The 13,582-nt window shown below is 71.7% G+C and carries 13 protein-coding genes; 5 read left to right on the top strand and 8 right to left on the bottom strand.

What is annotated here, in order from left to right:
• Window positions 1–78 precede the first annotated feature (78 nt).
• From AB0M62_RS17605 to AB0M62_RS17595, 3 genes are read right to left on the bottom strand one after another with little or no spacing between them, the layout of a single operon-like run.
• On the bottom strand, window positions 79–447 hold the full coding sequence (locus AB0M62_RS17605; protein ID WP_366075087.1) for a DUF742 domain-containing protein: 369 nt from the start codon (window positions 445–447) through the stop codon (window positions 79–81).
• Between the two features lie 3 nt (window positions 448–450).
• Window positions 451–879, bottom strand: coding sequence for a roadblock/LC7 domain-containing protein (locus AB0M62_RS17600; protein WP_366075086.1), 429 nt, complete (start codon window positions 877–879; stop codon window positions 451–453).
• A complete protein-coding gene (locus AB0M62_RS17595; protein WP_366075085.1) occupies window positions 872–3,262 on the bottom strand; it encodes an ATP-binding protein in 2,391 nt (796 codons plus the stop codon). Before AB0M62_RS17595 ends, AB0M62_RS17600 begins: the two co-directional genes overlap by 8 nt.
• A gap of 214 nt (window positions 3,263–3,476) precedes the next feature.
• Between AB0M62_RS17595 and AB0M62_RS17590 the strand changes: the two genes are divergently transcribed.
• Both AB0M62_RS17590 and AB0M62_RS17585 read left to right on the top strand, forming a co-directional pair.
• On the top strand, window positions 3,477–4,469 hold the full coding sequence (locus tag AB0M62_RS17590) for a GDSL-type esterase/lipase family protein (RefSeq protein WP_366075084.1): 993 nt from the start codon (window positions 3,477–3,479) through the stop codon (window positions 4,467–4,469).
• Window positions 4,470–4,511: 42 nt separating this feature from the next.
• Window positions 4,512–4,910 (top strand): ATP-binding protein, encoded by a 399-nt coding sequence (locus tag AB0M62_RS17585; protein WP_366075083.1) that lies wholly within the window; start codon window positions 4,512–4,514, stop codon window positions 4,908–4,910.
• Between the two features lie 211 nt (window positions 4,911–5,121).
• Here AB0M62_RS17585 and AB0M62_RS17580 read toward each other — a convergent pair whose 3' ends face one another.
• From AB0M62_RS17580 to AB0M62_RS17565, 4 genes are all read right to left on the bottom strand, one after another.
• Entirely contained in the window at window positions 5,122–5,955 is an 834-nt protein-coding gene (locus AB0M62_RS17580; protein WP_366075128.1) for an RNA polymerase sigma factor SigF, read from the bottom strand.
• A gap of 196 nt (window positions 5,956–6,151) precedes the next feature.
• Window positions 6,152–7,594, bottom strand: coding sequence for a GuaB1 family IMP dehydrogenase-related protein (locus tag AB0M62_RS17575; RefSeq protein ID WP_366075082.1), 1,443 nt, complete (start codon window positions 7,592–7,594; stop codon window positions 6,152–6,154).
• Window positions 7,595–7,841: 247 nt separating this feature from the next.
• Window positions 7,842–8,015: a CsbD family protein gene (locus AB0M62_RS17570; RefSeq protein WP_366075081.1), complete on the bottom strand. Its 174-nt coding sequence runs from the start codon at window positions 8,013–8,015 to the stop codon at window positions 7,842–7,844.
• A gap of 77 nt (window positions 8,016–8,092) precedes the next feature.
• Window positions 8,093–8,365, bottom strand: coding sequence for a hypothetical protein (locus tag AB0M62_RS17565; protein WP_366075080.1), 273 nt, complete (start codon window positions 8,363–8,365; stop codon window positions 8,093–8,095).
• A 60-nt stretch (window positions 8,366–8,425) separates the two neighbouring features.
• On the opposite strand from AB0M62_RS17565, the gene AB0M62_RS17560 reads away from it, so the two are divergent.
• Genes AB0M62_RS17560 through AB0M62_RS17550 form a run of 3 tightly spaced genes read left to right on the top strand, consistent with a single transcriptional unit; the run spans window position 8,426 to window position 12,485 of the window.
• Window positions 8,426–9,970: an ATP-dependent DNA ligase gene (locus tag AB0M62_RS17560; RefSeq protein WP_366075079.1), complete on the top strand. Its 1,545-nt coding sequence runs from the start codon at window positions 8,426–8,428 to the stop codon at window positions 9,968–9,970.
• Window positions 9,971–9,978: 8 nt separating this feature from the next.
• A complete protein-coding gene (locus tag AB0M62_RS17555) occupies window positions 9,979–11,382 on the top strand; it encodes a glutamine synthetase family protein (protein ID WP_366075078.1) in 1,404 nt (467 codons plus the stop codon).
• Window positions 11,382–12,485, top strand: coding sequence for an amidohydrolase family protein (locus AB0M62_RS17550; RefSeq protein ID WP_366075077.1), 1,104 nt, complete (start codon window positions 11,382–11,384; stop codon window positions 12,483–12,485). Before AB0M62_RS17555 ends, AB0M62_RS17550 begins: the two co-directional genes overlap by 1 nt.
• 16 nt (window positions 12,486–12,501) lie before the next feature.
• On the opposite strand, the gene AB0M62_RS17545 is transcribed toward AB0M62_RS17550, so the two are convergent.
• Window positions 12,502–13,563, bottom strand: a complete 1,062-nt coding sequence (locus AB0M62_RS17545) for a sugar-binding domain-containing protein (protein WP_366075076.1) — start codon at window positions 13,561–13,563, stop codon at window positions 12,502–12,504.
• Between the last annotated feature and the right edge of the window lie 19 nt (window positions 13,564–13,582).

Below are 13,582 nucleotides of genomic sequence, written 5' to 3'. Positions count from 1 at the left end.
AATCTTGCGCATCGGCGATCGATCATTGCGTGCTTACAGTCACGGCAGCCGAACATTGCGCCCGTACGACTGGTCGTGTCACAGCTCCCGCAGGCGGTCGACGATTTCACGCAGCAGAACGGGGTCGCTCATCGCCTCGTGGGCGACCGGCGCGGAGATACGGATGAGGCCCGCCTCGACCAGGTCGACGAGCAGAACCCTGACGACAGTGAGGGGCAGGTCGGCGTCGGCGGCGATCTCGGCGACCGGGCGCGGGCTCCGGCGCACCAGGTCGAGCAGGGAACTGCGGGCATGGTCGAGCCGCTGCTCCTGCCCGCCCGCCCCCACCGCCGTAACCTGTGACAGCAGGTCGACGACATGTTCGGCCGCGGGACGAGTACGGCCTCGGGTCACGGTGTACGGCCGGAGCATCGGCCCGGTTTCGTCCTCGTACCAGTGGTCGCTCACGGGTTACGCGTCGGACGCCTCGTCGATCGAGCGGGTTGGCACGGCCATGTGCCGCCCCACTCGCCTGACCAGCAACGACATTTCGTGGGCGAGCTGTCCGACGTCGGTCTCGATGTCGCTGAGCACAGCCAGTCTGCTGCCGTCGCCGGCCGGGGTGATGAAGAGATACGCGTCCTCGAGCATCACCATGGTCTGCCGCACGCTGCCGGCTTCGAACCGGGCTCCGGCCTCCTTGGCGAGACTGTGGAAACCCGCGCAGACCGCGGAGAGGTGGTCGACATCCGTTTTGGCCATCCCGGCGGATGCGCTGGTGGCGAGGCCGTCCGCGGTCAGCAGCACGGCTTGGCGGACGTGGTCGGTCCTGGCAAGGAGATCGTCCAGCAGCCAGCCGAGATCCGACCGGTCGGGGGTGCCTCTGCCTTCGTCAGCCATCGTCGTCCGTCCGTTCGTCGTTCGTGCGGGGGCGCGGCGTGGCGTCCGGGGACGCCGGGTCCACTGGGTCGCCGTTCCGGCCCCGGTCGAGACCGCGCTGGAAGGCACCGAAGATCGAGCGCATCTCCTCCGGCGACACGTCACGGGCGGGAGCTTCCGCCGCCTCCGGCCGGTCTGCGCGCAAAGGGGCGGCAAGCGAGGCCTGCCGCACGCGAGTGGGCAGTCCCCGCACGGGAGCAGCCGGAGCACCGGCGGCGTCGCCCGCCGCCGCCTCGCCGACGGGCCGCACGGCCGTTGCCTCCGCCGGGCGCACAGGCGGCGCCTCCGGCGGCCGGGCGTGTACCAGGGGCACCGGGGCGGGCGGCGGAGCCGGAGGTGCCTCGGCGCCTGCCGTCGGCTGGGCATACGCCGGCAGCTGGGCGGGCACCGGCGCCGGTGCGTACGCCGGTGCGTACGCGTGCGGCTCGGCAGCCGATGCTGCCTCGGCCGAGCCGGGGGCCGGCTCGACGGGGGCCAGGACGGTGTGGGGCAGGAGGACCACCGCGGTGGTGCCGCCGTAGGGCGAGCGGCAGAGGGTGACCCCGATGCCGTGCCGCTCGGCCAGCCGCCCGACCACGTAGAGGCCCAGGCGCTCGTCCTGCGCCGGATCGAAGTCGCCGGGTCTGGCGAGGGTCCGGTGGGCCTGCCCGAGTTCCTCCCCGTCCATGCCCAGTCCGCGGTCGTCGATCTCCAGGACGAAACCGTTGCGCGCCGACCCGGTCCGCATCGTGACCTGGGTGTGGGGCGGTGAGAACACCGTCGCGTTCTCCACGAGTTCGGCCACGAGGTGCACCACGTCGGCCACTGCCTCCGCACGGACTCCCACCGAGGGCATCGGCGGCAGCACGACGCGGGTGTAGTCCTCGATCTCGCCGACCGCCGCACCCACCACCTCGACGACGGGCACCGGCTTGCGCCACCGCCGCCCCGGCGTGGCGCCGGAGAGGATGATGAGTCCCTCCGCGTGGCGACGCATCCGGGTCGTCAGATGATCGATCCGGAACAGGTCCTCCAGGGTGTCCGGGTCGGCGGTCCGGCGCTCCAGGGTGTCGACCAGCTTCGCCTGCCGGTGGACCAGCGCCTGGTTGCGGCGGGCGATGTTGAGCAGTACGGCGAACACCCCACGCCGCAGGGTCGCCTGCTTGACGGCGGCCTCGACGGCAGCCAGGCGCGCGGTGTTGAGGGCCCGGCCCACCTGGCCGATCTCGTCCAGGCCCCGCTCGTCGTCGCCGAAGTCCAGCGGCGGCGCCGCCGCGGCCGCGTCGACATCCTCGCCCGCGCCGAGCCGTTCCATCACGTCGGGCAGCTGACGGGTCGCCAGGACGTCGGCGGCGTCACGGAGCTCCTCCAGCCGGCGGGAGATGCGCCGGCCGCTGGCCATCGAGAACCAGATGGACAGTCCCACCGCCAGGAGTCCCAGCCCGCCGACTACCCCGGCCTTGACCACCTCCCGGTAGGCGAAGGCGCGTCCGCGCTCGGCGGTGTTCAGCGCCGACTCCGTGCACAGCAGCATGTACCGCTTCACCGCCCGGTCCGTCGCGGTCCGCCAGGAGTCGGCTGCGATGGCCTCACCCGCGCCGGACGGGCCGGCTCTGAGCAGCGCGTCCTCACCGGCGGTCAGCGCCCGGTACTCGTCGCCCTGCTCGAACTGCTCGAACAGGGCCCGCGAGTCGCCCGGAAGGTCGGGGACGTAGGTGCGGTGGAAGACACGCCGGTCCTCGACCGTGGCGGTGAGGGTGTCGTACTGACGGTCGGTCAAGGTGCCCGCCGCCCGCGCCCCCGCCACCAGCGCGTCCTCGCGGGACACGAACTCCCTTACGCGTACGAGCTCGACGACCACCTGCGCCTCGCGGGCCATCTGTCCGGCCTGCAGCGCGGTCAGGGTGGACTGCACGTCGAAGGTCGGTTCGATGACGGCGGTGTACGCGTCGACGGCGTTGTCCCAGGAGATCTGCCGGGCCATCACGCGCCCCCGCAGGGCGTCCAGCCGGTCGGCGGCCTCGGCCATCGCGTCCAGGGACTGCCGCTGACGGGCGGAGAGGTCGCCACGGAGGTCCCGGCTGCCGATCGCGTCGCGCATCGCCTGGACGGCCCGGTCGGTGGAGCGCTGCTGACCGGTCAGGGCCGCCACGGTGGCCGCGCTGCCCTCCTCCCCCGCCCCCAGGTACTCCGCGGCGATCCGGCGTTCGATCTGGATCTGCCCGACGGCGGTGTCCACCGGAGTGCCGAAGCTCTCGTAGACGCTCTGGACCCGGATCAGGGCGCGCAGGTCGCCCGTCACCGACACCATGGCGAAACTCCACAGCGCCATGAGCGCAAGGACCGGTACGACCGTAAGGGTCACGATCCGACCGCGGATCGTGGGACGGCGCAGTCGCCGGCGCATGAACTCCCCAGAGCATGTTGAACGACGGATCGACGGTGTAGTTACCGTCCGGTAGGGGCAGTCAAGCTACGCGATTTGGCATGCACAACGCAATGTTTCCCGAGGTAACCACGGCTCATGGCTGCAACGGGGTAGGAGTGGGATTCCCGTATCCCACGCTCGGAGGCGATCGATGGACTGGCTGGCCCCGGAACCGTTCCTGCGCGGAGTGGCCTGGCTCGACGACGGCCGCGCCGTTCGTGCGGACCCGGCCGACCTGGCCCGGCTGCCGTGGGACATCTGCGAGCGGTCCGCCCTGCCGATCGGAGTGCGGCTCGAATTCACGGCCGAGGACGCCACAGAGGTCGAGATCCGCTACCGCGCCACGGTCCCGGCGGCGGCCGACGCGTTGCGCGACCTCGCTCATGTCTTCGCCCTGTGGCACGGCGACACCCAGCTCGCCGAGGTCATCGCCGAGCCCGCCGAGGAGGCGGTGGTACGGATCGAACTGCCCGCCTTGGATGGACTGTTCACCGTCCATCTCCCCGAGTCCCAGTCCCCCGTCGTACTGGGCCTGCGGGCGCCGCAGGGCGGCCGGCTGGTCCCCGCGCGGACGCGCCCCCGCTGGCTGGTCCACGGCGACTCCATCACGGAGGGCTGGTGGTCCACCCGCCCCGCGCACGGCTGGCCGGCGGTGGCCGGGCGCGCCCTCGGCCTGGACCCCGTCAACCTGGGCTACGCGGGGGCCGCCCGCGGCGAACTCGCCACCGCCGAGCAGATCGCACGACTTCCCGCCGACCTCATCACCCTCGCCTTCGGCACCAACTGCTGGTCCGGCGCCCCCTTCACGGCACCGCTCCTGCACGAGACGACGCTGGCGTTCCTCGGGCTCGTACGCCGGGGCCATCCGGACACCCCGCTGCTGGTCGTCTCCCCCGCGCTTCGTCCCGACGCCGAGCGGACGCCGAACGCACTGGGGGCCACGCTCGCCGACCTGCGCGCCGCGGTGGAACGGGCCGCGGGCGAGCGCATCGACGCGGGCGACGGGAAGCTCGCTCTGCTGGCGGGCGGCGGGCTGCTCCGCCCGGAGCACCTGGCGGACGGCCTGCACCCGAACGACGAGGGCCACGCACTGCTGGCGGCGGCCGTCGCGACCGCGTTGCGGAAAGCGGACTTTGTCGCGTAAGCCGCCCATGGAACGCCTGGTTGAGGGGTAGGTGTGGACTTGATGACTGATGAGCCGCATGTGGTGGTCAGCTCGGCACCACACAAGGACAGCGCGGCGGCCAGGCGGGCCGCCGCGGACTTCCTTGCGCAGCACTGTCCGTGGGCCGACAAGGACGCGGTTCTGCTGGTGGTGACCGAGCTGGTGACAAACGCCCTGCGGCACACCACCGGCTGGTGGCGGCTGCATCTCACCGTGCGCGACCGGGAGTTGGTCGTGGAGATGGACGATTCCAGCCCCAGGCCGCCGGTCCCGCGCCGACCGGACTTCGCCGGGGGCGGCGGCTTCGGCTGGCAGATGGTGCAGCGCCTCGCGGGCCGGGTGGAGGTCAAGTCCCTGCCCGAGGGCAAGCGGGTGGCGGCCACCTGGCTGCGGCCGGTCCCGTCGCTCGCGACGGGCTGAGGCCAACGCGACCCAACAGGCACACGTACCCCGGAGGCGGAACCGGCTCACGCAGGCAGAACCGGCCACATCGACGCGTGTACACAGGTCCGGCGCACGCGCGTACTAAGGACTGCAAAAGCGGCGGAAGAGGCCCCTTGAGGGTGTCTTTCCGCCGCTTTCACTCACGGAACCGGTCTCACTCCGGCGAGCTCCGGCAAGGCCCCGGGGCTCATTCCACGGCGAGGAGGCCGGCCCGCAGTCGCCCGGTGATACGGGACAGCAGCCGGGACACATGCATCTGGGAGACACCCAGTTCGGCCCCGATCTCGGCCTGGGTCATCTCGGCGCCGAAGCGCATCCGCAGGATCTGCTTCTCCCGGTCGTCGAGTTCCTCGATGAGCGGCTTCAGCGCCTGGACGTTCTCCGCGATCTCCATGTCCGTGTCGGGAGCGCCCAGCCGGTCGGACAGCGGCGCCGACGCACCGTCGGCCGTGTCGTCCATCGGCATGTCGATCGAGCCGGCCGTATAGCCGTTGCTCGCGACGACGCCCTCGATGACCATCTCTTCGTCGATGCCCAGGTGCTCGGCGAGTTCGGCGGTGGTCGGCGCGCGGTCCAGGTGCTGGGACATTTCGTCGGTCGCCTTGGCCAAGTCGATCCGAAGCTCCTGGAGCCGGCGCGGCACGTGTACCGCCCAGCTCGTGTCGCGGAAGAAGCGCTTGATCTCTCCCACGATGTACGGCACGGCGAAGGTGGCGAATTCCACCTCACGCGAGAGCTCGAACCGGTCGATCGCCTTGATCAGGCCGATGGTGCCGACCTGGATGATGTCCTCCATCTGTTCCGACCGGTTGCGGAAGCGGTTCGCCGCGTACCGGACCAGCGCGAGATTGAGCTCGATCAGCGTGTTCCGCGCGTACTGGTGCTCGTGGGTGCCTTCTTCGAGCTCGGCCAGTCGCGTGAAGAACAGCTTCGAGATTTCCCGCGCGTCCTTGGGAGCCACCTCCCCGGGGCTCTCCAGATACGGCAGTTCCTGGCCCTCCAACGACTGGCCCAAGGTCACACCGTACTGGGTGAGTTCGGTCGGGACTGCGCTCGCCGTGGACACGATGTCCTCCCCTTCTCTGTGGTTGATGCAGAAGCGCGTCTACCCCGGGTCATGCAAGGCATGCCTGCCAATCGGAAAAACGCCGCGTCCGGCCCCCAACACGGTGGAGGCCGGACGGTCGAGCCGGGCGGCATCAAGGCTTCGGGGCGGATCAGCCCCAGCTGGCGTGCAGCGGCTTGCCCTCGGCGTATCCGGCGGCGCTCTGTACGCCGACGACCGCCTTCTCGGCGAACTCCTCGAGCGAGGCGGCACCGGCGTAGGTGCAGGACGAGCGGACGCCCGCGATGATCGAGTCGATCAGATCCTCGACACCCGGGCGGGCCGGGTCGAGGAACATCCGCGACGTGGAGATGCCCTCCTCGAACAGCGCCTTGCGGGCGCGGTCGTAGGGCGACTCCTCGCTGGTGCGGTTGCGTACGGCACGGGCCGAGGCCATGCCGAACGACTCCTTGTAGAAACGGCCGTCGGCGGACTGCTGAAGATCGCCGGGCGACTCGTACGTACCGGCGAACCAGGAGCCGATCATCACGTTGGACGCACCCGCGGCGAGCGCCATCGCGACATCACGCGGGTGGCGGACGCCGCCGTCGGCCCAGACGTGCTTGCCGAACTTCCGGGCCTCCGTGGCACATTCGAGGACTGCGGAGAACTGCGGCCGGCCCACGCCGGTCATCATGCGGGTGGTGCACATGGCGCCGGGGCCCACACCGACCTTGATGATGTCCGCGCCGGCTTCGACGAGGTCGCGCACACCCTCGGCGGCGACAATGTTGCCCGCCACGATCGGGACCTGTGGGTCGAGCGCGCGGACCGCCTGGACCGCGCTGATCATCGACTCCTGGTGACCGTGGGCGGTGTCCACGACGAGCGTGTCCACACCGGCGTCGAGAAGCTGCTTGGCCTTGCCCGCCACATCGCCGTTGATGCCGACCGCCGCGGCGATGCGCAGCTTGCCGTCGGCGTCGGTGGCCGGGGTGTAGAGGGTCGCGCGCAGCGCGGCCTTGCGGGTCAGGATGCCGACGAGCCTGCCGTCCTTGTCGACCGCCGGAGCCAGCTTGCGATGGCCGGCGTCGAGCCGGTTGAAGGCCTCGCGCGGGTCGATGTCGGCGTCGAGGAGCAGCAGCTCCCTCGTCATGACTTCGGACAGCTGGGTGAAGCGGTCCACGCCCGTCAGGTCGTGCTCGGTGACGACACCGATGGGGCGGTTCTGGTCGTCGACGACGACGCCGGCCCCGTGCGCGCGCTTGTGGAGGAGCGAGAGCGCGTCGGCGACGGTCTGGCCCGGCACCAGCGTGATGGGGGTGTCGAGTACGAGGTGCCGTGCCTTGACCCAGGAGATGACATCGGTGACGACGTCGATCGGGATGTCCTGGGGGATCACGACGATCCCGCCTCGCCGGGCGACCGTTTCAGCCATCCGTCGGCCCGCGATCGCGGTCATGTTCGCGACGACCAGGGGGATGGTGGTGCCGGTGCCGTCGGGAGCGGCGAGGTCGACGGCCTGGCGGGAACCCACCGCGGACCTTCTCGGCACCATGAAGACGTCGTCGTACGTCAGGTCGTACGGCGGCTTCTGGTCATTCAGGAAACGCATACTGACTCTCTCACCTGCGGTTTTGCGTAGTGGGGCGGGTGGGGAGTGAGCACGGACCAGCACGGTTCCGGCTGCGGCTCCTAGGCCATCATCGCCGATGTGACCAGGTCCTGGCGAGCTGCGGTCCCATGTGTGGATGTTCCGTCGAGGGGGTCCGCACCGGCTTGTGGGATCAGACAGCGGTGGGCCCGGCGGGAAGGGGATCCGCCGGGCCACCGCCGCTTCCGCGAAGTCAGTGCTCTCCGCGTCACCGCTTCCCGGCGTCCTTGATCTTCTGAATCGCCTCGCGCACGTCACCCTTCGCGCGCTCGGCGCGGCCTTCGGTGGTCATCCGCTCGTTTCCCACGGCACGGCCGACGGTCTCCTTCGCCGCGCCCTTGGCCTGATCGGCCTTGGCAGCGGCCTTCTTGTCTGCGGTCACGGTCGCACTCCCTTGCGTGTTGAGCGGTCTCCTTGACGCCGAAGCGCCTGCCCCGCCCCGAATCGGGCAAACCCGTCTCAGGCCAGCAGAACGGCGAGCAGTGCCAGGGCGCAGCAGTCCATGAACGCGGCCTTGGTCGTGACTCCGTCGAGGTCGAGGACGACCGTGGTCCAGTCGGCGGCCCGGGCGGTCGAGCGCCGCCGCCGCGACCCGTGACGCTGAGACGCGCCCCGCGGCCGCGGGGCGCCCGGGGTGCGGACGATGTATTGCCGGGGCAGGCCCACAGGACCAGGCAGCCGATCAGAGGGCCACGCACGCCGGCAGCCGAGCGCGGGCGGCCGGTGCTGCATGACGCCGATGCTGCCCACCGAACTGCTGCGTCCGCGATCGCGCTGGGTAAGGATGAATCCATGCTGCTCGCAGACGTCGCCAGGACCTCGCGGGAGATCGCGGCCACCCGCGCCCGCTCCCGGAAGACCGCCCTGCTTGCCGAACTGTTCCGCGAGACCGAGCCGGCCGAGGCCCCGCTCGTGGTCACCTACCTCGCGGGCAGGCTCCCGCAGCGCCGGACGGGAGTGGGCTGGAGCCTGCTGCGGGAGCGCCCGGCACCCGCGGCCGAATCCCGCCTCACGGTGCGTGAGGTGCACGAGACGCTGGACCGGATCGCGGCAGTCGCCGGCAAGGGGGCGCAGGCCGAGCGCAGGAGCCTGCTCCGGACGCTGATGTCCGCCGCCACCGAGGAGGAGCAGCAGTTCCTCCTGGGCCTGATCGGCGGCGAGCTGCGGCAGGGCGCGCTCGACGCGCAGGCCGCCGAGGGGCTCGCGGCGGCGGTCGCCGCGAATCCCGCCGAAGTCAGACGGGCCGTGATGCTGGCCGGCTCGCTCGGCACGGTCGCCGAGGCCCTGCTCGCCCGTGGACCGGCCGCGCTCGCGGACTTCCGGCTGGACGTGGGGCGGCCGGTCCAGCCCATGCTCGCGCACACCGCGAAGGATGTGGACGAGGCGCTGGACCGGCTCGGGCCGTGCGCGGTGGAGGAGAAACTCGACGGCATCCGGATCCAGGTGCACCGGGACGGCGACGACGTACGGATCTTCACCCGCACGCTGGACGAGCTCACCGAGCGGCTTCCCGAAGTGGTCGCCGCCGCGAAGGAGCTGGCGACCGACCGGGCTGTGCTGGACGGCGAGGTGATCGCGCTGGACGAGGACGGACGGCCGCGGCCGTTCCAGGAGGTGGCGGGCCGGGTCGGTTCACGTCTCGATGTGGCGGGCGCGCATGCCTCACTGCCGCTCTTCCCGGTCTTCTTCGACCTGCTGTCCGTGGACGGCCGTGACCTGCTCGGCCTTTCCGCGCGAGAGCGCCACGACGAGCTGGTCCGGGTGGCCCCCGAACCGCGCCGGGTGCGCCGTCTCGTGGTCGAGGATCCGGCGGACGAGAAGTCCCGTACCGCCGCCCGGGAGTTCGCCGCCCGCACGCTGGAACGAGGGCACGAAGGGGTGGTGGTGAAGGGCCTCGACTCGCCGTACAGCGCCGGCCGGCGCGGTATGTCGTGGCTGAAGGTGAAGCCGGTCCACACGCTCGACCTGGTGGTACTGGCGGCCGAGTGGGGCCATGGGCGGCGCGCCGGAACCCTGTCGAACCTCCACCTGGGCGCCCGTCGCCCGGACGGCACCTTCGCGATGCTCGGCAAGACGTTCAAGGGGCTGACGGACGCCACGCTGGCCTGGCAGACGGACCGGTTGCAGCAGCTCGCGGTCAGCCACGAGCGCTGGGGGGTGACGGTCCGCCCCGAGCTCGTGGTGGAGGTGGCCTTCGACGGGGTGCAGCGGTCATCGCGGTATCCGGAGGGCGTGACACTCCGCTTCGCCCGCGTGGTGCGCTACCGGGAGGACAAGCCGGCGGCGGAGGCGGATTCGGTCGCGGCGGTCGTCGCGCTGCACGGACCGCAGGGGTGAGGCCCGGCATGAACGGCGCACTTAACGATGCTGCCCGCGCGGAGGCCCGGCGGCTCACCGGCCTCGGCATCCGGGGGCTCGCCCTGACGTGGGTGGACAACGCGGGCCTCACCCGCGTCAAAGCTGTGCCCGTCAGGCGGCTCGCCGAGGTGGCCGGACGCGGGGTCGGCATGTCGCCGGTGTTCGACGTCTACCTGGTGGACGACTCCATGACCAGCAGCCCGCACGTCGGTGGCCCGGACGGCGATCTGCGGCTCTTCCCCGACCTCGCCCGGGTGACACCGCTCGCCGGCCAACCGGGCTGGGCCTGGGCCCCCGCCGACCGGTACGACCAGCTGGGGCGTACGCATCCGGTGTGCCAGCGGCAGTTCGCGGGGCGGATGGCGACGCGCGCCGCCGAGCGGGACATTGAGCTGCGGATGGGTTTCGAGACGGAGTGGGTCGTCACTCGGGGCAGGGGCCGGGACGGGCCCGGGGACACGACCGGGGCCACGGGCCTGGGAACGGGCGGGGACGAGGACGGGGACGAGCCACGCTACGCGGGCATCGGGCCGGCGTACGGCATGGCCCGGCTCGTGGAGCTGTCGGACTACCTCGGTGACGTGCTGGAGGCGCTGGCCGCGCAGGGTGTCGACGTCCTGCAGATCCATCCCGAGTACGCACCGGGCCAGTTCGAGGTGTCCGTGGCCCCCTCCGATCCGGTGGGAGCCGCCGATCTGGCCGTACTCGTCCGCGAGACGATCCGCGCGGTGTCCGCCCGGCACGGGCTCACCGCCCTGTTCGGGCCGATCGTGGCGGCCGGCGGGGTGGGCAACGGCTGTCATGTGCACCTGAGCCTGTGGCGCGACGGCAAGAACCTCTGCCGGGGCGGCGACGGACCATTCGGCATGACACGCCGGAGCGAGGCCTTCCTCGCCGGGGTGCTGCGGGAGCTGCCCGCCCTGCTGGCCGTCGGCGCGCCGTCCGTCGCAAGCTATCTGCGGCTGGAGCCGTCCCGCTGGGCGGGTGCGTTCCAGTGCTGGGGACTCGAGAACCGGGAGGCTGCGCTCCGCTTCGTCGCGGGGGCGCCCGACGACCCGGCCGGGGCGAACGCCGAGGTCAAGAGCTTCGACGCGGCAGCCAACCCGTATCTGGCCACCGGTTCGCTCATCGCTGTCGGACTGGCGGGGATCGACGCGGACCTGCGGCTGCCGGATCCCGTCGCCGGCGATCCGGTTCACGCCGGCCGTGAGCGCCGGCTGCCCACGTCCCTGCCGGAGGCCCTGGAGCACTTCACGGGTTCGGCGGTCCTGCGTGAGGCGCTCGGCGATCCGCTTTTCGAAGCGATCGCCGCGGTGCGTCACGCGGAGGCCGAGCTGTTCGAGGGCGCCTCCCCCCAGGAGATCGCGAACGCCACCCGAGGGCGGTACTGATGGATCTCAACCTGCCACCGCTGGTGGACCACCACTGCCACGGGGTCGTGCGCACCGACCTGGACGCGACGGCGTTCGAGGAGTTCCTGACCGAGTCGGACGCCCCGGCCGCACCCGGCACCACCTACTTCGACACCCAGCTCGGTTTCGCGGTACGCCGCTGGTGCCCGCCCGTGCTGGGCCTCGCCCCGCACTGCCCGCCCGAGGAGTACCTCGCCAGGCGACGCGAACTGGGCGGCCAGGCGGCCACCGGGATGCTGCTGCAATCGTGCGGCATCGCCGAATTCCTGGTGGACACCGGTCTGCCGGGCGATCTGACCACGCCCGGAGCGCTGGCCACGGCCGCGGGCGGGAAGGCGCGCGAGATCGTCCGACTGGAGCGGCTGGCGGAGGTTACGGCCGACACCACCGACGACGGCGACGCGCTGCTCGCCGCGCTGGACCGCAGGATCACGGCTGCCGCGCGCACGGCCGCGGGCTTCAAATCGGTGGCGGCGTACCGCCACGGACTCGATCTGGCGCCCGATCCACCGGCGCCGGCCGCAGTCCGCGAAGCCGCCGCCCGCTGGCTCATCGGGCGCCAGCCAGGGGGCAGGCTGAGTGATCCGGTCCTGCTGCGCCATCTGCTCTGGTCGGCGGCGCTGACCGGCCTGCCACTGCAGCTGCACACCGGCTTCGGCGACCCGGATCTGCGGCTGCACCGCAGCGATCCATTGCTGCTCACCGAGTTCGTACGGGCCGTACGCCCCACCGGCTGCCCGCTGATCCTGCTGCACGGCTACCCGTACCACCGGGGTGCCGCGTATCTGGCGAGCGTCTTCCCGCACGTCTACGTGGACGTGGGCCTGGCTCTCGGCCACACGGGGGCTCGGGCCGAGGCCGTGCTCGCAGAGATGCTGGAGCTGACCCCGTTCGGCAAGCTGATGTTCTCCACGGACGCGTACGGGCTACCCGAGCTGTACGTCGTCGGTGCGCAGCTGTTCCGCGAGGCGCTGACCCGGTTGCTGACGGCCTGGGAGGGTAGCGGCGCGTGGTCGGCGGCCGACGCCCGGCGCGTGGGAGCGATGATCGCGGCGCAGAACGCCCGCCGGGTCTACAGCTGAGCAAGCCGGGCCCGGGTCAGACGCCGTCCGGATCCGCTCGCTCGAGCGCCGGGCGCGAGCCGGGCGCGGATTCCGTCAGCAGGAAGTCCGCCGCCGCCGTGTCCGTGACGAGGCTGGTGACGAGCCCGGACCGCAGTACGGCGCCAATGGCCGCGGCCTTGCGCAGACCGCCCGCGATCGCCACGACCTCGGGGATCCGGCGGAGCCGGTCCGCCTCCACGGTGATGCACCGCTCGCCCAGGTCACGGCCGACCCGCCGCCCCTCCGAGTCGAAGAGGTGCGCGGACATCTCCGCGGCCACGCCGAGAGACGCGTAGTGTCCGCGCTCCTCGTCGGTGAGCATGTCGTGGACGGTGGAGATGCCGGGCTCCCAGGAGCCGATGGAGACGGCCGCGACGGTGACCTTGTCGAAGTACTCGAAGGCACGGGCGATGCCCGTCTGGTTGCGCAGCGCGGCGGCGGTGGCCGGGTCGGGCAGCAGCATCGGCGCGTAGATCGGGTGCGCCTCACCACCCGACACCTGGGCGGCGCGGCGGACGGCCTCGACCGAGCCGCGCTCGGCGGTGCCGGCGTCGTACACGCCCGTCAGCTGGACGACGGTGCACGGCGGCAGCCGGTGCAGGGCGGCGGCCATGTGGATGGTCGATCTGCCCCAGGCGAGGCCGAGCACATCACCCTCGGTGACCAGTTCGCCCAGCAGATCGGCGGCCACGGCGCCCAGGTTTTCCGGGTCCGGGGCGTCGGCCGTCTCCACGTCCGGGGAATCGGCCGGGGATTCGACGACGACTGCGTGCCGCAGACCGTAGCGGGCCCGCAGCGCGTCGGAACGCTCCGCGTCCAGCTCGGCCGGCACCCGGATCTCGATCCGTACGAGATCGCGCTCGAGCGCCGTCTCGAGGACCCGGGCCACCTTGAAGCGGCTGACGCCGAACTCCTCGGCGATCTGGATCTTGGACTTGCCCTCGAGGTAGAAGCGGCGGGCCATGGCCGCCGCCTGCACCAGCTCCGCGGGTCCCATCCGCAGGGCTGACCGACCCGCCGACATAGCAGACACCGCGATCTCCTCACTGCTGTTCACACTCTGGACTCGCCGTTTA

Source organism: Streptomyces sp. NPDC051219 (genome assembly GCF_040682335.1).
GTDB lineage: Bacteria > Actinomycetota > Actinomycetes > Streptomycetales > Streptomycetaceae > Streptomyces.
Note: the sequence above shows the minus strand (reverse complement) of the source record. Positions and strands in the feature narration are given on the sequence as shown.